17 protein-coding genes, 1 tRNA gene and 2 pseudogenes are annotated in these 18,742 nt (G+C 68.2%); 7 read left to right on the top strand and 13 right to left on the bottom strand.

Annotated elements, in window-relative coordinates:
• Positions 1-30: 30 nt before the first annotated feature.
• Positions 31-1,038 (bottom strand): NAD-dependent epimerase/dehydratase family protein, encoded by a 1,008-nt coding sequence (locus tag G6N51_RS25150; protein ID WP_083175984.1) that lies wholly within the window; start codon positions 1,036-1,038, stop codon positions 31-33.
• 9 nt (positions 1,039-1,047) lie between these two features.
• A pseudogene (locus G6N51_RS25145) lies at positions 1,048-2,495 on the bottom strand (amidase).
• Positions 2,496-2,818: 323 nt separating this feature from the next.
• On the opposite strand from G6N51_RS25145, the gene G6N51_RS25135 reads away from it, so the two are divergent.
• On the top strand, positions 2,819-3,289 hold the full coding sequence (locus tag G6N51_RS25135) for a glucose-6-phosphate dehydrogenase (RefSeq protein WP_083175990.1): 471 nt from the start codon (positions 2,819-2,821) through the stop codon (positions 3,287-3,289).
• 67 nt (positions 3,290-3,356) lie between these two features.
• Here the strand turns inward: G6N51_RS25135 and G6N51_RS25130 are convergent, their stop codons facing one another.
• On the bottom strand, positions 3,357-3,608 hold the full coding sequence (locus G6N51_RS25130) for a hypothetical protein (protein ID WP_083175992.1): 252 nt from the start codon (positions 3,606-3,608) through the stop codon (positions 3,357-3,359).
• Between the two features lie 256 nt (positions 3,609-3,864).
• Between G6N51_RS25130 and G6N51_RS25125 the strand changes: the two are divergent.
• A pseudogene (locus G6N51_RS25125) lies at positions 3,865-4,130 on the top strand (Hsp20/alpha crystallin family protein); the annotation flags it as partial.
• 116 nt (positions 4,131-4,246) lie between these two features.
• On the opposite strand, the gene G6N51_RS25120 reads toward G6N51_RS25125, so the two are convergent.
• From G6N51_RS25120 to G6N51_RS25105, 4 genes are all read right to left on the bottom strand, one after another.
• A tRNA-Met gene (locus G6N51_RS25120) sits at positions 4,247-4,323 on the bottom strand.
• 75 nt (positions 4,324-4,398) lie between these two features.
• On the bottom strand, positions 4,399-4,935 hold the full coding sequence (locus tag G6N51_RS25115) for a cupin domain-containing protein (protein ID WP_083175994.1): 537 nt from the start codon (positions 4,933-4,935) through the stop codon (positions 4,399-4,401).
• 21 nt (positions 4,936-4,956) lie between these two features.
• A complete protein-coding gene (locus tag G6N51_RS25110) occupies positions 4,957-5,655 on the bottom strand; it encodes a nitroreductase family protein (RefSeq protein ID WP_083175996.1) in 699 nt (232 codons plus the stop codon).
• Between the two features lie 17 nt (positions 5,656-5,672).
• Positions 5,673-6,323, bottom strand: coding sequence for an HD domain-containing protein (locus tag G6N51_RS25105; RefSeq protein ID WP_083175998.1), 651 nt, complete (start codon positions 6,321-6,323; stop codon positions 5,673-5,675).
• Positions 6,324-6,397: 74 nt separating this feature from the next.
• On the opposite strand from G6N51_RS25105, the gene G6N51_RS25100 reads away from it, so the two are divergent.
• Complete coding sequence (locus G6N51_RS25100) at positions 6,398-7,378, top strand: GlxA family transcriptional regulator (protein ID WP_174814341.1); 981 nt, start codon at positions 6,398-6,400, stop codon at positions 7,376-7,378.
• Positions 7,379-7,488: 110 nt separating this feature from the next.
• On the opposite strand, the gene G6N51_RS25095 is transcribed toward G6N51_RS25100, so the two are convergent.
• Both G6N51_RS25095 and G6N51_RS25090 read right to left on the bottom strand, forming a co-directional pair.
• Entirely contained in the window at positions 7,489-10,473 is a 2,985-nt protein-coding gene (locus G6N51_RS25095) for a UPF0182 family protein (protein WP_163750824.1), read from the bottom strand.
• A 74-nt stretch (positions 10,474-10,547) separates the two neighbouring features.
• Positions 10,548-11,570 carry a YlbL family protein gene (locus G6N51_RS25090; protein ID WP_083170049.1) on the bottom strand — a complete coding sequence of 341 codons (1,023 nt, stop codon included), beginning with the start codon at positions 11,568-11,570 and terminating at the stop codon, positions 10,548-10,550.
• 76 nt (positions 11,571-11,646) lie between these two features.
• Between G6N51_RS25090 and G6N51_RS25085 the strand changes: the two genes are divergently transcribed.
• The 3 genes from G6N51_RS25085 to G6N51_RS25075 all read left to right on the top strand — a co-directional run bounded on the left by G6N51_RS25085 (position 11,647) and on the right by G6N51_RS25075 (position 14,337).
• On the top strand, positions 11,647-13,002 hold the full coding sequence (locus G6N51_RS25085) for a zinc-dependent metalloprotease (RefSeq protein ID WP_142274878.1): 1,356 nt from the start codon (positions 11,647-11,649) through the stop codon (positions 13,000-13,002).
• A 181-nt stretch (positions 13,003-13,183) separates the two neighbouring features.
• Complete coding sequence (locus G6N51_RS25080; protein WP_142274877.1) at positions 13,184-13,414, top strand: hypothetical protein; 231 nt, start codon at positions 13,184-13,186, stop codon at positions 13,412-13,414.
• 65 nt (positions 13,415-13,479) lie between these two features.
• On the top strand, positions 13,480-14,337 hold the full coding sequence (locus G6N51_RS25075) for a TOMM precursor leader peptide-binding protein (RefSeq protein WP_083170045.1): 858 nt from the start codon (positions 13,480-13,482) through the stop codon (positions 14,335-14,337).
• Between the two features lie 8 nt (positions 14,338-14,345).
• On the opposite strand, the gene G6N51_RS28825 is transcribed toward G6N51_RS25075, so the two are convergent.
• A complete protein-coding gene (locus tag G6N51_RS28825; RefSeq protein WP_167528600.1) occupies positions 14,346-14,519 on the bottom strand; it encodes a hypothetical protein in 174 nt (57 codons plus the stop codon).
• Positions 14,520-14,606: 87 nt separating this feature from the next.
• Here G6N51_RS28825 and G6N51_RS25070 point away from each other — a divergent pair, with 87 nt between their 5' ends.
• Positions 14,607-15,950, top strand: a complete 1,344-nt coding sequence (locus tag G6N51_RS25070; RefSeq protein ID WP_083170043.1) for a macrolide-binding ATPase MABP-1 — start codon at positions 14,607-14,609, stop codon at positions 15,948-15,950.
• Here G6N51_RS25070 and G6N51_RS25065 read toward each other — a convergent pair.
• The 3 genes from G6N51_RS25065 to G6N51_RS25055 all read right to left on the bottom strand — a co-directional run bounded on the left by G6N51_RS25065 (position 15,947) and on the right by G6N51_RS25055 (position 18,724).
• Positions 15,947-16,219, bottom strand: a complete 273-nt coding sequence (locus G6N51_RS25065) for a WhiB family transcriptional regulator (RefSeq protein ID WP_083170041.1) — start codon at positions 16,217-16,219, stop codon at positions 15,947-15,949. The two genes, G6N51_RS25070 and G6N51_RS25065, sit on opposite strands and share 4 nt — an antisense overlap.
• Before the next feature lie 140 nt (positions 16,220-16,359).
• Positions 16,360-16,524 (bottom strand): hypothetical protein, encoded by a 165-nt coding sequence (locus G6N51_RS25060; protein WP_163750578.1) that lies wholly within the window; start codon positions 16,522-16,524, stop codon positions 16,360-16,362.
• Positions 16,525-16,624: 100 nt separating this feature from the next.
• Entirely contained in the window at positions 16,625-18,724 is a 2,100-nt protein-coding gene (locus G6N51_RS25055) for an ATP-dependent DNA helicase UvrD2 (RefSeq protein WP_163750822.1), read from the bottom strand.
• Positions 18,725-18,742: the final 18 nt, after the last annotated feature.

The raw sequence follows: 18,742 nt of genomic DNA, 5'->3' as shown, positions 1-18,742 counted from the left end.
CGCTCCGGAGCGCCTACAGGCGCGTGTGCATCATGGAATGTCCACGGATGGGATCATGCCTCGAGCGCGAAACCATATGACCGCGTTGCGGATTGCAGGTTCAATCGGTCGCACTACATAGCCCAGCTCTCGCGCCGCCTTGTCGCACCGGTACCGGTACCGGTCGGTGAACGCGTATCCGACAGACATCGAGTTCACTGTGGTTTCCCGACCGGTGGCGACCTCGAACAGGTCGCCGGCCTTACCTGCTATCCATGCGACCGGGTAGGCCAGCCGTCTACGCGGCGGATCGACCCCGACCACGCGCGCCACTCGCTCGAGGTACTCGCGATACGTCAGCTCCTGGCCGCCCAGGATGTAGCGTTCGCCGCGTTTCCCGCGCAGCCACGCGGCGATCATGCCACGCGCCACCTCGCAGACATCCGCGAAGTTGTTGTATCCCGGTGTCCAATAAGGGATTCTGCGGTTGGCGACCTCGACGATGAGACGGCCGGAACTGGGCCTGGCATCGCGCGGGCCTACCAGGTAGGTCGGGTTGACGATGACTGCATCCAGCTTGTCGCAGGCCCGCTGCACGAGGATTTCGCCGCGCCGTTTGGTCACTGGGTAAGCGCCGGCCAGCCCGGCACGGTCCCAGCCCCATGGTGTCTGCTCGTCGGCGGGTGTGCCGTCGGGTGTGGGTCCGATCGTGTTCGCGGTCGAGGTGTGGACGACCCGCGGCGTACCGACGGCGATCGCGGCCTCGATGGCAGCTCGAGTCGCGTCAACATTGACCGCCGAGATCGCCGGCGTGACCCTCCGCCCGGTCGAAACGCATGCGGCGCAATGGAAGACAACGTCGGCGCCGACGAACACATCGCGGAGTTCTGCTACCGAGCCGAGGTCAGCGCAGACCCACTCGATCGGCAGATCGGCCAGCGAACTCGTATCGGTGCTCGGGCGACGCGTCGCGGTCACAGTGTGCCCCTGCGCGATCAGTTCGGCGGCCAGGTTGGCCCCCAGCAGCCCGCTTGCTCCGGTTATCACGGTGTGTGCCATCGGTGCGGGTCAACCGGACGCTGGGGTGCGATACGGCGCGACCGGTGGCCGGCGATGGGCCCATGGTTGTGCTGATTCCAGTTGCGCGGCAAGCGAAACGAGTGTGGATCCGTCGTGGGGTCGCCCGACCAGATGGACCGCTCCGGGCAGGCCGTCGACCGCGACGCCGGCCGGAATCGACATGGCTGGTTGCCCCGTGTAGTTCTGCGGCGGGGTGAACGGCATGAACGCCAACACCCGCGCCATGGCGCGGGTTGGCCCTATCCCCTCGAGGTGTCCGACAGGCACCGGAGGCTTAGCCAGTAGCGGCGTCATCAGCACGTCGCAATCGGCTATCGGCCGCAAACCCCGCTCGCTCATCCGGTCCCGCGCGGCCAGTGCGCGGTGAGCCAGCCAGTCGGGGACCAGCCGCGCGGTGCGACCCTCCGCCCGAATCCGCGGTTCCAGCAGCTCGGGTGTGGGCAGTCGGGCGATTTCATCGGCGAGACCATGCATCATCAGCGCGAATACCGAGAGGATCGCAGCCGGCGGATAGAGTGGGTCACGCTCGACGACCTCGTGGCCGAGCGAGCGCAGCAACTCGGCGGTTTCCCACACGGGCCGGCGCACCTCCTCGCTGACCGGCACGGGAACCACCGGCTTGAAGGACATCGCGATTCGCAGACGACGGGGCGGGCGCGATACCGCGTCCGTCAGCGGCGGTGCCGGTGACGCAGGGGGGATCTCGTCGTTGGGCTCGCCGCCGGCCATCGCGTCGTGCAGCAGCGCCGCATCGGCCACGCTGCGGGCCAGCGCGCCGATGTGGTGCAGCCCGTGGAACCGGTAAGCCCGCTCGGGTGATTGCTTGGTGCTGATCCATCCGCGTTGCCCCTTAATGCCTACCAGGCCGCAGCACGCGGCCGGGATGCGAACCGACCCGCCCCCATCGGTGCCCAGCGCGCCGGGCACCATGCCGGCTGCCACCGCGGCCGCCGAACCACCGCTGGAACCTCCGGTTGTGCGGGACGGATCCCACGGATTGCGCGTCACTCCCCAGGTCGGCGACTCGCACATCGGGACGGCACCGAACTCGGGCAGATGCGTCTTGCCGATGATCACCGCCCCGGCCGCCCGGAGGCGCCGCACCGCGGCGCTGTCGCTGCTCACCGGGCCCGTATCGATCCCGGTGCCGCACATCGACGAAACCCCGCCACATCGGTGTCGTCTTTGACCGCAACCGGCACCCCCGCCAGCGGCAGCACCTCCCCGGCGGCGAGCCGCCGTTCGACCTGCGCTGCATCGGCCATCGCCCGCTCGTCCAGCACGACGCGAAACGCGTTCAACACCGGGTCGAGTTGGGCGATCCGCTCCAAGTAGAGCGCCACCACGTCCCGCGGCGAAACCTCGCGACCGCGGACCAGCTGCGCCAGCCGTACCACCCCGGCAAAAACCAGGCCTTGATCATCAACGGTGGTCATCGGTGTCCTTCGCGCAAAACCCACTACTCAGCTTACGCATCAGCGCGAAACAAGGCGCACGACATGATCACGTGCCGGACGCTTTTTCAGCCCATATTCGTCGAAACCTGGCAATCTGCAATGGTTCTCGCCCTCGGCAGGCACCGCCGCGGTGTTTCACTGAGCCGCTTCTGGGGTTCGGCCGGCAACGCTGTCGTTCATGCCGTCGGTGTGCGGGCGATCGTTGCGTGTTCGCGGACCCCACGCCTTCCGGGCCAAACCGGTGCTCAGCTCACGGTGCGGGCGCATAATCGAGGTGCATGTCTGAAACTTAGGAAGCTGCCATGAGCGAGCTACGGTACGACTTTTTCGGCCAGATTTTCCAGCGGTACTTCCGCAACGCCGTCGACACATATCCGCGAACGGGTGGGGCACTCGTCGAAAAGTTACTCACGTTAAGTGACGATGCCCTGGACAGGCTGACGCAGCCCCGGTGCGCCGCAATTGCATCGGCTCAAGCCGAGATCCCGAATGCCAGAATCACCTCGGAATTTTTCGTGGTCACCCAACACGGACTGGTTTATGCCGCCGAGTTGAACGGGTCGCGCCGGTCGGTGTACTACCTGGCCACACCGCGCGCATTCTTCGATCCGTTCGTCGATCAGGTCGGCAGCGCCGAACTGCGCGATGGCGCGGTAGTCGTGGTGGACGCCCGGTTCACCCGCGATCTCGCATCATCCGGGGACCCGATGGACGCCGCGCTGCGCCGGATACTCGATGAGCACTTGGCGTTGCGGGTGGATCTGCCCGCTTAGCCGATTTTTCGCCGCGGTCTCCCCGATGCCGCGATGATCGACGCCTCGTGCACCACGCCGCAGCGTCTCACCCGTCAGGGGTGTCCACCAGGTCAACCCCACTGGCGAGCTGTTTGAGCTCGTCGAGCCGGTCGAATAGTGCCCGTCCCTCGATGATCCAGCCTGCGAAGTCGCGGTGACGCCGCGCTGGTTGCCGCGCATACCAATCAGCCATTCCCTGTTCCCAGCACCAGTATTCGATCATGAGCGCTCGCAGCAGTGGTTTGGCGAGGAGCTCCTGTGCCGACACCGAAGAAAACATCGCGGGCAGATCGACCAAGAACGACGATCGATGTACTGAATTACCGTTCGCCATTACACTTTTCGTTTCCTCGGGGTGCAGATACAAAGATCGGCGGGCAAGATGGCAACCCGGTCCTGGCTCATGGTCACCGAATCGCACAGATGACACCACGGCCGAAAGGCCCTTTGTCTGAGTCGAAGTGCTCATTGACCGAAAACTGCCTGGCAGGCCCCGAACCTTCTACCACCGTAGTCATCCCCTTCGGCCCACGAGTTCGGAGACGGAGACGTAACCCGGAATCGACCCGGCCAAGGACGTCGACATCACCGTGCGCGATGGCCGGTTGACGATCAAGGCCGAGTGCGTGAGAAGAAGGAAACCAAGGGCCGCTCGGAGTTTTGCTACGGCTCGTTCGTTCGCTCGGTTTCGCTGCCCGCCGGTGCGGATGAAGACGACATCAAAGCCACCTATGACAAGGGCATCGTGACCGTGTCGGTGGCCCTTTCCAAGGAGGCTGTGCCAGCAGAGAAACACATCCCCGTGCAGGCCACCAGCTGACTGACGCGGCAGACATGTCGCCGCGCACTGCCGGCGTGGGGGTGTTCGTGGCGCAAAGGTGTGTTGCCATCCGGCACGAAAACGGCCCCCGGAGTAGTTCCGGGGGCCGTTCTACCTGGTAGCGGGGACAGGATTCGAACCTGCGACCTCTGGGTTATGAGCCCAGCGAGCTACCGAGCTGCTCCACCCCGCGTTGGTGAATGCCAGGTTACCGAACCGGCGTCACGGCGACCAAATCGCGCGGTCACGGGGTCCGGCGCGGCTCGGTTCAGTGTGACGGCGGGTTCAGCCCGAACCGCTGGGCGATGTCGTCCATCCAGTCGGGCGAGCCGTAGGTCAGCCCGTACTTGTCGGCCAGCTCGGCGAACTCGGGCAACTCGTGCAGGACCATGCCGCCCGGGTCGTCGGCGTGCTCGAGGAGCAGCTCACCGAGCTCGCGGAAGTAGTTCTCGAACCCGCCGGGCGTGATGACCTCGATGATGCGCCCCGGCTCGCTGCCGGCGTTCCACATCGCGTGCATCTGCCCGCGGGGCTTGGTGATGTAGCCGCCGGGACCGAGGACGACCTCGCTGTCGTCGGAGCGGAAGCCGATCTCGCCCGTGAGCACGATCGAGTGCTCGTCCTCACGGGTGTGCATGTGCGCCGCCGTGAGCAGGCCGACCTCGAACGGGTGCTCGACGATCGACACCTCACCCCCGTTGGCCTTGCTGGACAGCTTGAACACCGCCCCGAATCCGGGGAGGGCGACGTACTCGCCCGCCCCCGGCTGCACCACGGTGACCCCGATATCGTTCGATCCGGTCATCTGACTCACCTTCCTCGGTCGTTATCCCGCCGCCGCGAGGCCGGCGGTTTCCCGCGGCGACCAGAGTGGCTCCGGCACCTCGACACCGAACGGCTCGCCCCAGTGGTTGCGGGATGAAACCTCGTGCACGGGACGACGGTTGGCCGCGACACCCCACCTGCCCCGCGGGTAGCCGAGGGCCAGCATGGCCGACATCTTCCAGCCTTGCCCGACGGGCACGCCCAGCAGTTCGTTCACCTTGTCCTCGAAATTACGGAGCACCATCGTCATGACGCCGCCGACGCCCTCGGCGCGGGCGGCGAGCAACGCGCTCCAGATCGCGGGGTAGATGTTGGCGCCGCCGAGGTCGTCGATCGCGAAGACGAAGAGCAACAGCGGGATTTCCTCGAAATGGTCGGCCAGGTAGTTCCCCGAGCCCTGCATGCGGCGCATCGTTTCGGCATGCGCGGCCGGGTCGGCACCCGGCGCCGGCGCCGCCATCGGCCCCGCCCCGGTGCGGTATTTCTCGTATTCGATGGCGCGGGCCTGACGGAAGAGTTCGGCGAACTCGCGGATGAGTCCGCGATCGTCCACCGCCACGAAGTGCCAGCGCTGGGTGTTGCCGCCGTTGGGGGCGCGCACGGCCGCGTCGAGGATGCGGGCCTGCGTCTCCAGCGGAATCGGGTCCGGCCGCAGCCGGCGCATCATCCTGGTGGTGTACAGCGCTTCATAGAGATCCATTTGTCTGCTCCTTCCCGCTACTCCGGCCAGCTGTTGTTGAGGATCTTGTCGACGAAGTCGACGCGCTCGAAGGCCGGATCGAAGTGCGCCAGCACGTCGGCGTTCATGGTGCCGGCGGTGGTCTGCGGACGGTGCTTCATGCCGTCGTGGAACGCCGCCAGGATGCGGTTCTTGAAATCGGGCCGCGGGTGGGCGGCGGTCACCGCCGCGAGGGCGTCGGGAGCCAGATCGTCGCGGCCCACGCCGACCACGTCGACTTCCACCCCGGCCTGCAGCAGGGCGACTTCGGGTGCGAGGAACTCGGGAACGCCGGGGGTGGTGTGCAGGGCGATCCCGAGCCACACCTTGTCCGCGTCGGCCCGGTCGACCCCGCGCGCCGTCAGGAAGTCGCGGGCCGCGTCGGCGCCGTCGACCTCGAAGCGGACGGTCGAGGTGCGGTAGCGCCCGGTGAGCCCGAGGTCGTGGAACATCGCGGCGACGTAGAGCAGCTCGAGATCCGGTTGCATTCCGCGGCGCAGGCCCCGCAGCGCACCGAAGAGGAATACCCGGCGCGAGTGGTTGAACAGCAGGTCGTCCTCGGCGTCGCGGATGAAATCGGTGGCCTCGCGCACCAGCGAGGTGTCGGGGATCTGGATGCCGGAGATGGTTTCCATTGATCGAGTATTCATGACCGTCAGTCTGCGACCGCACGGCCGAGCCGACCCTGGGCGTTCGGGCCGTCCTGTCCACAGAAAGCGACACAATGTGTTACGTGGCCGGAGCCGGAGCGCGTTCGCGGGTGGTGGTGATCGTCGTCTTCGACGACGTGACACTGTTGGACGTCGCCGGGGCCGGCGAGGTCTTCGTCGAAGCCAACCGGTTCGGCGCCGACTACCGGCTCAAGATCGCGTCGGTGGACGGGCGGGACGTGACCACCTCGATCGGGACTCGATTGGGTGTCAGCGACCGCATCGCGGCGATCGATTCGGCCGACACCGTCCTGGTCGCCGGCAGCGACCACCTGCCCGGGCGGCCGATCGACCCCGCGCTCGTCGAGGCGGTCAGATCGTTGTCGGCACGGTCGCGGCGGATGGCGTCCATCTGCACGGGGTCGTTCATCCTGGCCCAGGCCGGCCTGCTCAGCGGCCGGCGCGCCACCACGCACTGGCACGACGCCCGGCTGCTGGCCCGCGCCTTCCGGGATGTCACCGTCGAGCCGGACGCGATCTTCGTCCGCGACGGCGACGTCTTCACCTCGGCCGGGATTTCGTCGGGCATCGACCTGGCGCTGGCGTTGGTCGAAATGGATCACGGAACACAACTGGTCCGCGACGTGGCCCGCTGGCTGGTCGTCTACCTCAAACGCGCGGGGGGCCAATCGCAATTCTCGGTGCTGGTCGAGGCCGATCCGCCGCCGCGGTCGCCGCTGCGCGCGGTCATCGATGCGGTGGCGGCCGACCCCGCCGCCAACCACAGCGTGGCGTCGCTTGCGGCCCGCGCGTCACTGAGCACCCGTCAGCTGACCCGGCTCTTCCAATCCGAGCTCGGCATGAGCCCGGCGCGCTATGTCGAACTGGTTCGCGTCGACTTCGCCCGTGGCGCACTCGAATCCGGCCGCTCCGTCACCGAGACGGCGGGCATGGCCGGCTTCGGCAGCATCGAAACGCTGAGACGGGTGTTCGTCAACCACCTGGGCATCAGCCCGAAGGCCTATCGGGAGAGGTTCCGGACGGCCTACGCCTGAAAGCACCGCCACCTGACCGGCGGCCGCGCCGGCGAGCGTGCGCAGAATGCCATGTTTTGCGGCGTGTCCGCGTACAGACACGCACGCTCGCGACAGGCACCGCCTGAAAGCTATTTGGTGTTGTTGTACTTGGTGATGGCGTCGTCCAACCGCTGCAACGCCGCACCGTAACCGGCGAAGTCACCCTTCTTCTGGGCGTCCTTGGCCGCGCCTAGCGCCGCCTGAATCTCTTGCAGGGCAGCGGCTTTGGCTGGAGACAGCGTCACCGACCCGTCCGGGACCGGGGGAACCGCCGCGGCCGGCGGTGGCGATCCCGATGCTCCGGCCGGCGGGGGCGGGCTCACCGGCGGGGCCTGGGGGGCGGCGCCGCCTTCGGTGGGTTGAATGCTGGTCGCGGCGGCGCCGGCGCCGGGACCGAACAGCCCGGTCAGGGCGTCGCGCACGGTGGGTCCGTAGCCGATCTTGTCGTTGTACATCATCGCCACCCGGATCAACCGCGGATACGACGAGGCGGCGTCGCTGGCCCCCGGGGAGGCGTAGACCGGTTCGACATACAGCAGACCGCCCTGGCCGACCGGCAGGGTGAGCAGGTTGCCCCAGCGGATGCGGTTCTGGTTGTCGCGACCGATCACGCCGAGGTCCTGCGACACCGCCGGGTCGGTGGTGATCGCATTGTTGGCCAGCTTGGGCCCGTTCACCTGACCCGGGACGGTCAGCACGGTGATCCTGCCGTACGTCGCCGGGTCGGAGCTGGCGCTGATGTAGGCGGCCAGGTAGTCGCGCTTGAACCTGTTCATCGCGCTCGTCAACTGGTAGGACGACGAATTATCGTTCTTGGCAATGTTTTTCGCGACGATGTAGTAGGGCGGCTGATAGCTGCTGGCCGTCGGGTTCGGGTCCAGCGGCACGTCCCAGAAGTCGGATGTGGAGAAGAACGTCACCGGGTCGTTGACGTGGTACTTGGCCAGCAGCATCCGCTGCACCTTGAACAGGTCTTCGGGGTAGCGCAGGTGCTCGGCGAGCTCGGGGGTGATGTCGCTCTTCGGCTTGACCGTTCCGGGGAAGACCTGCATCCACGCCTTGAGCACCGGGTCCTGCTCGTCCTGCTGATACAGCGTGACGGTGCCGTCGTAGGCATCGACCGTGGCCTTGACCGAGTTGCGGATGTAGGAGACCTGCTTGTCGGGGGCCAGCTTGTTGAACGCCACCTCGTTGGAGTCGGCGGTCGCCGACTCCAACGAGGTGAGTTCGGAGTACGGGTAGTTGTCCAACGTGGTGTAGCCGTCGATGATCCACACCAGTCGCTTGTTGACGATCGCGGGGTACACGGAGCTGTCGGTGGTCAGCCACGGCGCCACCGCCTCCACCCGCCGGGCCGGATCGCGGTTGAACAGGATTCGGCTGTTGGAACCGATCACGTTGGAGAACAGGAAGTTTCGCTCCGCGAACTTGGCGGCGAACACGCTGCGGGACAACCAGTCCCCGACGGGCACTCCCCCCAGCCCGGTGTAGGTGTAGTTCTTGGTGTCGGCGCTGGTCTCGTAGTCGTATTCGCGGTCCGCACCGTTGCGGCCGACGATCGCGTAGTCGGCGGACGTGTTCGAGATGACGGGGCCGTAGTAGATGCGCGGCTGGTCGAGCTGTGCCGGGCCGTCGGACACGACGTTGCCGTTGGCGCCCACGACGTTGACCAGGAATTCGGGATAGCCACCGTTTTGGTTGGGGTCGTTGGCGATTCCGCGCACGGTGTTGGCCGGCGAGGCGATGAACCCGTTGCCGTGGGTGTAGACGGTGTGCCGGTTGATCCAGTCCCGCTGGTTGTCGATCAACCGGTCGGGGTTGAGTTCGCGGGCCGCGACGACATAGTCGCGCAGCGCGCCGGTGCGGTCCAGGTACCGGTCGATGGAGAGCTGGTCGGGGAAGTAGTAAAAGTTCTTGCCCTGCTGGAACTGGGTGAACGCCGGGCTGACGATCGTCGGGTCGAGCAACCGGATGTTGGAGGTGGTCGCCCGGTCGTCGGCCACCTGCTGGGCGGTGGCCTGCGTGTCGCCGGCGTACGTGCGGTAGGTCACCACGTCCGACGTCAGGCCGTACGCCTGCCGCGTCGCCGCGATGCTGCGGCTGATGTACTCGCTTTCCTTCTGTGCCGCATTTGGTTTGACGCTGATCTGCTCGACGATCAGCGGCCACCCCGCACCCACGATCAACGACGACAGCAGCAACAACACCAAGCCGATGGCGGGAATCCGCAAGTCGCGCAGCACGACCGCTGAGAACACCGCGGCCGCGCAGATCAGCGCGATCGCCATGAGGATCAGCTTCGCCGGCAGCACGGCGTTGATGTCGGTGTACCCGGCGCCGGTGAAGGGCTTGCCCCCGCGCGTGTGCGACAGCAACTCGTAGCGGTCCAGCCAATACGCGAGCGCCTTGAGCAGCACCAGCAACCCCACCACGGTCACCAGCTGGATTCGGGCCGAGCGGCTCAGCGTGCCGGTGCGCCCCGACAGGCGGATGCCACCAAAGACGTAGTGCGCCAACAGGTTGGCCACGAACGCCAGGAACACGGCGACGAACAGGTAGCTGAGCAGCAGCCGGTAGAACGGCAGGTCGAACGCGTAGAAGCCGAGGTCCTTGCCGAACTGCGGATCCCGGATGCCGAAGTCCCCGCCGTGCAGGAACAGCTGGATCCGCACCCAGTAGCTTTGCGCGACGATGCCGGCCAGCAGACCGATCGCGACCGGGACCCCGATGCCCACCAGCCGCAGCCGGGAGAGGACGACCGCCCGGTACCGGGCCACCGGATCGTTGTCGCTACTCGGCACGAACACCGGGCGGGTGCGGTAGGCCACCGCCAGGCCGGCGAACACGATCCCGCCCACCAGCAGACCGGCCACCAGAAAGACCACGAACCGGGTCACCAGCACGGTCGTGAACACCGAGCGGTAGCCGAGCTCACCGAACCACAGCCAGTCCACGTACGCGTCGACCAGCCGGGGGCCGGCGAGCAGCAAAGCGATCACACCGAGTGCGATCAGGATCAGAACCCGGCTACGCCGAGTCAGCTTCGGCATCCGTGCGGTGGGCCGCATCCCCACTGGCCACGCTCCCTGCTCGATTGATCGACGGTGACAACTCTACGCATCGCGCGACCTGCGATCCCGGCCGCGCTTCAGCAGCTCGGCGCCTGGCCCCCCGACGTGATCGCGTGCAGCGCGTCGACCGCCTGGCCGAGGGTCTCGACCTTCACCAGGCGCAGGCCGGACGGATTGTCCGAGTTGGCCTCGTAGCAGTTCTTGGCGGGCACCAGAAAGACGGTCGCGCCGGCCGCGTGGGCGGCGACCATCTTGTGCGTGATGCCGCCGATCTGGCCGACCTTCCCGTCGGCCGAAATGGTGCCGGTCCCCGCGATGAACTTCGACCCCGCCAAATCGCCGGTGGTCAGCTTGTCGACCACCGCCAGGCTGAACATCAAGCCGGCCGACGGCCCGCCCACGTTGGCGAGGTTGAAGTCGACGACGAACGGCGCCCACGGCGCGGTAAGCACGGCCACACCGAGGAAGCCGTAGTCGCGATCCTTGTTCGCGCCCAGCGTAATTTGCGTCACGCCGGCCGGCTCGTTCTTGCGTCGGTAATCGATGATGACGGTCTGGCCGGGCTTGGTGCCCTTCAGCAATCCGGTGAACTGGTCCACGTCGGCCACCGGGACGCCGTTGACCGCGTCGATCGCGTCGCCGGCCTTCAGCTTGCCCGCCGACGGGCCCGGATCGGTGACCCTGGCGACCGTCACCGCCGCCGGGTACTTGAGGTAGCCCAGGGCGGCGTACTCGGCGCTGTCCTCGGAATCCTTGAAGTCCGCGTTGTTGGCCTTGTCGACCTCGTCCCGCGACTTGCCCGGCGGGTAGATCAGGTCGCGCGGGACCAGCTGCTCCTGGCCCGAAAGCCACAGGGTGAGCGCTTCGCCCAGCGTCAGCTCGTCCCGCTGGGACACCGTGGTCATGTTCAGGTGCCCGGTGGTCGGATGCGTCGTGGTGCCCTCGATTGCCACCACCTGCTTGCCGTCGACCTCGCCGAGCGTGTCGAAGGTCGGCCCGGGGCCCAACGAGACGAACGGCACGGTCACCACCGCGAGCAACACGCCGAAGACCAGGATCGGCACCAGCGCGACCATCAAGGTCAGAATCCGCCTGTTCACGCCGATTACACTAGACGGAGCCCCCCGCCCCGGTTCAGCCACAAGCTGACCCGAGACCGCCCGCTCCGTTCCCGCGGTGAGTACCGTTGACGGTATGGCTGACCTGCCTTTCGGCTTCTCCCCCGGAGAAGACCCCGACAAACCCGGGAAGAAAGACCCCGATTCCGGCGGCTCCGATCCGTTCGGCGCTTTCGGCATGGGCGACCTCGGGCAGATCTTCACCCAGCTGGGTCAGATGTTTTCCAGCGCGGGCACCACGATGGCCGGGGGCGAAACCTCGGGACCGGTCAACTACGAACTGGCGCGCCGGGTGGCGACGAATTCGATCGGATTCGTCGCGCCTATCCCGCCGACGACGCACTCGGCGATCGCCGACGCGGTGCACCTCGCCGAGACCTGGCTGGACGGCGCCACGGCGCTGCCCGCCGGCACCAGCAGGGCGGTGGGCTGGAGCCCGGCCGACTGGGTCGACAACACGTTGGAGACTTGGAAACGGTTGTGCGACCCAATGGCACAACAGATTTCGACGGTATGGGCGTCATCGCTGCCCGAGGAGGCCAAGGGCATGGCCGGCCCGCTGATGGCGGTGATGTCGCAAATGGGAGGCATGGCCTTCGGCTCCCAGCTGGGGCAGGCGCTGGGCCGGTTGTCCCGCGAGGTGCTGACGTCGACCGACATCGGTCTGCCGTTGGGGCCCAAGGGCGTTGCCGCCGTCCTACCCGACGCAGTGGAGTCGTTCGCCTCGGGGCTCGAGCAGCCCCGCAGCGAGATCATGACGTTCCTGGCCGCGCGAGAGGCCGCCCACCACCGGCTGTTCGGCCACGTGCCGTGGCTGTCGAGCCAGCTGCTGGGCGCCGTGGAGGCCTACGCGATGGGCATGCAGATCGACATGAGCGGGATCGAGGAGCTGGCCCGCGACTTCAACCCGGCGACCCTGTCCGATCCGGCGGCCATCGAAAACCTATTGGGGCAGGGCGTTTTCGAGCCCAAGGCGACCCCGGCGCAGACGCAGGCGCTGGAACGCCTCGAGACGCTGCTCGCGTTGATCGAGGGTTGGGTGCAGGTGGTGGTGACCGCGGCCCTGGGCGACCGGATTCCGGGGGCGGCCGCGCTCAGCGAGACGCTGCGCCGGCGCCGCGCCACCGGCGGCCCGGCCGAGCAGACGTTCGCGACGCTGGTGGGCCTCGAGCTACGGCCCCGCAAGATGCGCGAAGCCGCCGCGCTGTGGGAGCGCCTCACCGAGGCCGCCGGCATGGATGCCCGCGACGCCATCTGGCAACACCCCGATCTGCTGCCCGACGCCGAGGACCTCGACGAGCCGGCCGGCTTCATCGACCGGGTCATCGGCGGCGACACCAGCGGTATCGACGAGGCGATCGCCAAACTCGAGGAGAACCCCGAGGGCCCGGACGCCGGCCCTGTGGATAACTGACCGGGGCGGCGGTCCCATGAAACATGCGCGTGCGCACAACGTAATTCGCGCATAGTGCACGCCACCGTTTCGAAGTCTACGAGCAGCGTGGGCGATGTCCCGTTGAGGTCGAGCGCATCGGCCCGATCCATTAGGCTGGGAACGCATGCTGGCTAGGGACGCTAGATATTAGGTGGGGCAAATGCGGAGACAACCAATCATCGCCGCGGGGCTGGCGACAGTCGCCCTGGCGTTCAGCGCCGGGGTCGCGCAAGCCGATCCGGCACCTGACCCGAATGATCCCGGCAACCAGGCCAACTGGCCCTGCGGCGTCACGGTCGGACCGGTGACCACGACGACCGGAACGATCATTGGAATACGCGGCGGCAAGCCGTGCCCACCGCCGCCGCCCGCACCGGCTGGACAACCCTGACGGTCCGGCGGTTCTGTGGATAACTGACCGGGCCCATCGCCACCGGCGTGGCACAGTCGGCATCCATGCCGCTGACGGCCTCTGCTCTCTTCGCGCTGGACCCGGCCATGCCGGTGCTGCTGCGGCCCGACGGCGCCGTGCAGGTCGGCTGGGATCCCCGCCGCGCCGTGCTGGTGCGTCGCCCGGGCGGCCTGGGCGCGGCGGAATTGGCCGCGTTGCTGCGGTCCATGCGCTCACCGACGCCGCTCTCGGAGCTGCAGCGCCGCGCCGCCGACCGCGGCCTGCTGGATGCCGACGGCCTGAGGGACCTGGTCGCCCGGCTGATCGGTGCCGGCGTCGCGACCGAATGCGCGAAGTCCCGCGGTCGTTCACCGTCCATCCGGATCCACGGCCGCGGCCCGCTCTCGGACCTGCTGGTCGAGGCGTTGCGCTGCTCGGGAGCCCGAATCGCGCACACCAGTCAACCGCACGCCACCGTGTCCGCCACCGACGTCGACCTGATGGTGCTGTCCGATTACCTGGTCGCCGATCCGCGCACGGTCCGCGACCTGCACACCCAGCGTGTCCCGCACCTGCCGGTGCGGGTCCGCGACGGCATCGGGCTGGTCGGCCCGCTGGTCATCCCCGGCAAGACCAGCTGCCTGGACTGCGCCGACTTGCACCGCCGGGACCGCGACGCCGCCTGGCCGGCCATCTCGGCGCAGCTGCGAGAAACGGTCGGGGTCGCCGACCGGGCGACGCTGCTGGCAACCGCGGCACTGGCGCTCAGCCAGGTGAACCGGGTGATCGCGGCGGTGCGCCGGCAAGAGGCGGTACCCGATCCGGGCCCGCCCCAGACGCTCAACGCCACACTGGAATTCGATCTCAACGCCGGCGCGATCGTCGCGCGGCAATGGACCCGGCACCCGCTGTGCGCATGCTGATGCGGGAGCTAACCCCGCTGCCCCTGGTCCGGAACGTTCGTCGATACCGATTCGTAGGCCGTGGCGAGCTGGTGCAGGATCTCCGCGGTCAAGGTGCGGTCGGTGCGATGTTTGTCCAGCGTCTCGATGATCGCCCTGAACAAGGAGTCCGCGGCGTCGTGCTGCGATTGCTTTGCTGACATGGCCTGGCCGCCCTTCGGATGCGCCCTTCGCGGAGCCGCGCGGGGACGAGGTGTTGTGAAGATCAAGCGCGAGCCGAGCCGGCCGTCATGGATGATGGATACGTGGCAGACATCAAACGCGGCCGGGCGGCGCGGAACGCGAAGCTGGCCAGCATCCCGGTCGGCTTCGCCGGGCGCGCGGCGCTCGGCTTCGGCAAACGGCTGACCGGCAAATCGAGGGACGAAGTCCAGGCCGAGCTGATGGAGAAAGCCGCCAACCAGCTGTTCACCGTCTTGGGCGAGCTCAAAGGCGGAGCGATGAAGGTGGGCCAGGCCTTATCGGTCATGGAGGCCGCCATCCCCGACGAGTACGGCGAGCCCTACCGCGAGGCGTTGACCAAGCTGCAGAAGGACGCCCCGCCGCTGCCCGCCAACAAGGTGCACCGGGTGCTCGACGCCCAGCTGGGCACCAAGTGGCGGGAGCGGTTCAGTTCGTTCGACGACAAGCCCATCGCCTCGGCCAGCATCGGCCAGGTGCACAAGGCGGTGTGGTCCGACGGCCGCGCGGTCGCCGTCAAGATCCAGTACCCGGGCGCCGACGAGGCGCTGCGTGCCGACCTGAAAACCATGCAGCGGATGGTCGGCGTGGTCAAACAGCTCGCCCCGGGGGCCGACGTCCAGGGCATCGTCGACGAACTGGTCGAACGCACCGAGATGGAACTCGACTATCGGCTGGAGGCCGACAACCAGCGCGCCTTCGCCAAGGCCTACGAGGGCCACCCCCACTTCGTGATACCCCACGTCGTGGCCAGCGCGCCGAAGGTCGTGGTCCAGGAGTGGATCGAGGGGTTGCCGCTGGCGGAGATTATCCGCAACGGGACCCGCGAGCAGCGCGACCTCATCGGCACCCGGCTGCTCGAGCTCACCTTCGACGCGCCGCGCCGGCTGGGGATGCTGCACGGCGATGCCCACCCGGGGAACTTCATGCTGCTGCCCGACGACCGGATGGGCGTCATCGACTTCGGCGCCGTGGCCCCCCTGCCCGGCGGCTATCCCATCGAGCTCGGGATGACGATCCGCCTGGCCCGCGACAAGAACTACGACCTGCTGTTGCCGACGATGGAGAAGGTGGGCTTCATCCAGAAGGGCCAGCAGGTGTCGGTGCGCGACATCGACGAGATGCTGCGCCAGTACGTCGAGCCCATCGAGGTCGACGAATTCCACTACACGCGCAAGTGGCTGCAGCGCATGACCGTGGGCCAGATTGACCGGTCGGTGTCGCAGATCAAGACCGCCCGGCAGATGGACCTGCCGCCGAAGCTGGCCATCCCGATGCGCGTCATCGCGTCGGTGGCCGCGATCCTGTGCCAGCTGGACGCGCGGGTGCCGATCAAGGCGCTCTCCGAGGAGCTGATCCCCGGCTTCGCCGAGCCCGACAGCGCGATCGTCTAAGCCGCGACCCCGTCGACTTTGCGGGGACGTCCGCGCGGTCGTTTGAAGCTCAGGATCGAGCCCCTGTCGAAGATCTCCCCGCCCCATACACCCCAGGGCTCGGCCCGCTCCAGCGCCGCCGCCAGGCACTGGCGGCGGATCGGGCAGCCCGCGCAGAGCGCCTTGGCGCGCTCGAGGTCGGCCGGGGTCTCGGCGAACCAGAGGTCGGGATCGCCGGCGTGGCACGGCAACACCGGCGACGGCTGTCGGGCGACTGTCTGTACCGACATGTCCTGCTCACCTGCTTCCTGGTCGGGGCTTCCTTCTTCTGATCCGGACCAGGTTGCGGGCTGTGAAAACTGGACGCCCTAAAACTGTGGCCACGGATCCTTTGACTTCGGGTCCGTGGCCGTTCGGTGAAACCGGGCTGTCAGGTGGCCATTCGGTGGACCTCGAGTCCCGCGGACGCGTGCGTCGCGGCGGCGGCGGCGCGATGCTTGAGCGCGGCCGCCGGCGTAGCGGTGTGGGCGGCGTGGAAGGTGCGCGCGGGCAGTGCCGCGGCGGCCACGCCCACATCGAACGCGTCGTTGATCATCGTGGCCACCTCCTTCCCGTTAGCGCGCAGAACGCGGTTTCGAGGGTAGATCGTAGCCGCCGTTCGCCACAACCGATTTTCTGACCTGCGCCTTCACCGGTCAGCGGCCGCGCACCAGCTCCAGCACGTCGGGTCCGTACTGTTCCAGCTTGCGCGCGCCGATGCCGGGGATCGCGATCAGCGCGTCCTCGTCGTCGGGGCGCAGCTCGGCGATCGCGATCAGCGTGTTGTCGGTGAACACCACATAGGCGGGCACCTTCTGCTCCTTGGCGATGTCCAGCCGCCATGCCTTGAGCCGCAGCAGCAACTCCTCGTCGACGTCGGCGGCACACGTTTCGCAGCGCCGCAGCATGACCGCCGCGGCGGTGGACAGGTCCTTGTTGCAGATCCGGCAGCGGGGTGCGGGTCCCCGGTTGCGTCGGGGCCGGCCCGGCGCGGTGTCGGCGCGGGCCTGCGGCGCGATCCCGTTGAGGAACCGCGACGGCTTGCGGCCCTGCCGCCCGCCCGGGCTGCGGGCCAGCGCCCAGCTGAGCGCCAAATGCGTTCGTGCCCTGGTGATTCCGACGTAGAGCAGCCGGCGCTCCTCTTCAACGGCCTCGCTTTCGGGCCCGTGTGCCAACGCGTGCGAGATGGGCAGCGTGCCGTCGGCCAGCCCGACCAAGAACACCGCATCCCACTCCAGGCCCTTGGCGGCGTGCAGTGACGCCAGCGTCACGCCCCGCACTACCGGCGGGTGCCGCGCGTCGGCCCGCAGCCGGAGTTCCGTCAGCAGGCCCGTGAGCTCCAGCTGTGGGCGCTGGGCCACCTCGTCGTCGACCAACTCGGCGAGCGCGGTCAGCGCCTCCCACCGCTCCCGGGCGCGGGTGCCGACCGGCGGCTCGGCGGTCAGCCCGAGGGGCTCCAGGACCGCCCGCACGACCGCGGGCAGCGGCCCCTCGGCGCCGCGCTCGGCCGCCCGCTGCAGCGCCAACAGCGCCTGCTTGATCTCCTGCCGGGTGAAGAACCCCTCGCCGCCGCGGACCTGATACGGGATGCCCGCCTCGGTCAGCGCCTCCTCGTAGGCCTCGGACTGCGCGTTGACCCGGTACAGCACGGCAATCTCCGGCGGCGGCGTACCAGATTCGATCAGCCGGGCGATCGAGGCGGCGACCGCGGCGGCCTCGGCCGGTTCGTCGGGATATTCGTGAAACGACGGCGCCGGGCCCGGCGGGCGTTGCCCCAACAGGTGCAGCTTGCTGCCGGCGACCCGGCCGCGGGCCGCGGCGATCACCTGGTTGGCCAACGACACCACCTGCGGGGTGGAGCGGTAGTCGCGCTCCAGACGGACCACGGTGGCGTCGGGATACCGCCGCGAGAAGTCGAGCAGGAAGCGGGGCGAGGCCCCGGTGAACGAGTAGATGGTCTGGTTGGCGTCGCCGACGACGGTCAGGTCGTCCCGGTCGCCCAGCCACGCCGTCAGCACCCGCTGCTGCAGAGGGGTGACGTCCTGGTATTCGTCGACGACGAAACACCGGTAGCGGCCGCGGAACTCATCGGCCACGGCGGCGTCGTTCTCGATCGCGGCCGCGGTGTGCAGCAGCAGGTCGTCGAAGTCGAGCAGCGTCACCGATTCGTCGCGGACCTTCAGCGCCTCGTAGGCGGCATACACCGTCGCGACCCGGGCCGCGTCCAGCGGGATGTCGCGCCCCGCCTCGGCCACGGCGGCCGGGTACTCCTCGGGGCTGATCAGCGACGCCTTGGCCCATTCGATCTCGCCCGCCAGGTCGCGGACGTCATCGGTGCTGGCGTTGATCCGGGAGCGGCTGGCCGCCCGCGCCACCACCGCGAACTTGGTGTCCAGCAGCTGCCAGCCGGTGTCCCCGACCACCCGCGGCCAGAAGTACCGCAGCTGCCGGTGCGCCGCGGCGTGAAACGTCAGGGCCTGCACCCCGCCGACGCCGGTGTCGGTGCCCGCGGCGGCGTCCAGCATCCGCAGCCGGGAACGCATCTCCCCCGCCGCGCGCTGGGTGAAGGTGACCGCCAGCACCTGCCCGGCGGCCACATGACCGCTCGCCACCAGCTGGGCGATCCGGTGTGTGATGGTGCGGGTCTTGCCCGTCCCGGCGCCCGCGAGCACGCAGACCGGTCCGCGCGGAGCCAGCACCGCCTCGCGCTGCTCGTCGTCCAGCTCGGCGGTCAAGGCGTCGGCGAGCATCGGCATGGCGTCCATCTTGACAGC

This window comes from Mycobacterium paraseoulense, from assembly GCF_010731655.1.
GTDB classification, from domain to species: domain Bacteria; phylum Actinomycetota; class Actinomycetes; order Mycobacteriales; family Mycobacteriaceae; genus Mycobacterium; species Mycobacterium paraseoulense.
The sequence above is the reverse complement of the archived record's forward strand: the minus strand, read 5'-3'. Positions and strand labels throughout refer to the sequence as shown.

Bases quoted from the DNA above. Each gene is read 5' to 3' on its own strand.
- G6N51_RS25150 (WP_083175984.1), bottom strand. From the start codon at position 1,038: ATGGCACACACCGTGATAACCGGAGCAAGCGGGCTGCTGGGGGCCAAC.
- G6N51_RS25135 (WP_083175990.1), top strand. From the start codon at position 2,819: ATGAGCGAGCTACGGTACGACTTTTTCGGCCAGATTTTCCAGCGGTAC.
- G6N51_RS25115 (WP_083175994.1), bottom strand. From the start codon at position 4,935: ATGACCGGATCGAACGATATCGGGGTCACCGTGGTGCAGCCGGGGGCG.
- G6N51_RS25110 (WP_083175996.1), bottom strand. From the start codon at position 5,655: ATGGATCTCTATGAAGCGCTGTACACCACCAGGATGATGCGCCGGCTG.
- G6N51_RS25105 (WP_083175998.1), bottom strand. From the start codon at position 6,323: ATGAATACTCGATCAATGGAAACCATCTCCGGCATCCAGATCCCCGAC.
- G6N51_RS25100 (WP_174814341.1), top strand. From the start codon at position 6,398: ATGTGTTACGTGGCCGGAGCCGGAGCGCGTTCGCGGGTGGTGGTGATC.
- G6N51_RS25080 (WP_142274877.1), top strand. From the start codon at position 13,184: ATGCGGAGACAACCAATCATCGCCGCGGGGCTGGCGACAGTCGCCCTG.
- G6N51_RS25075 (WP_083170045.1), top strand. From the start codon at position 13,480: ATGCCGCTGACGGCCTCTGCTCTCTTCGCGCTGGACCCGGCCATGCCG.
- G6N51_RS28825 (WP_167528600.1), bottom strand. From the start codon at position 14,519: ATGTCAGCAAAGCAATCGCAGCACGACGCCGCGGACTCCTTGTTCAGG.
- G6N51_RS25070 (WP_083170043.1), top strand. From the start codon at position 14,607: ATGGATGATGGATACGTGGCAGACATCAAACGCGGCCGGGCGGCGCGG.
- G6N51_RS25065 (WP_083170041.1), bottom strand. From the start codon at position 16,219: ATGTCGGTACAGACAGTCGCCCGACAGCCGTCGCCGGTGTTGCCGTGC.
- G6N51_RS25060 (WP_163750578.1), bottom strand. From the start codon at position 16,524: ATGATCAACGACGCGTTCGATGTGGGCGTGGCCGCCGCGGCACTGCCC.
- G6N51_RS25055 (WP_163750822.1), bottom strand. From the start codon at position 18,724: ATGCCGATGCTCGCCGACGCCTTGACCGCCGAGCTGGACGACGAGCAG.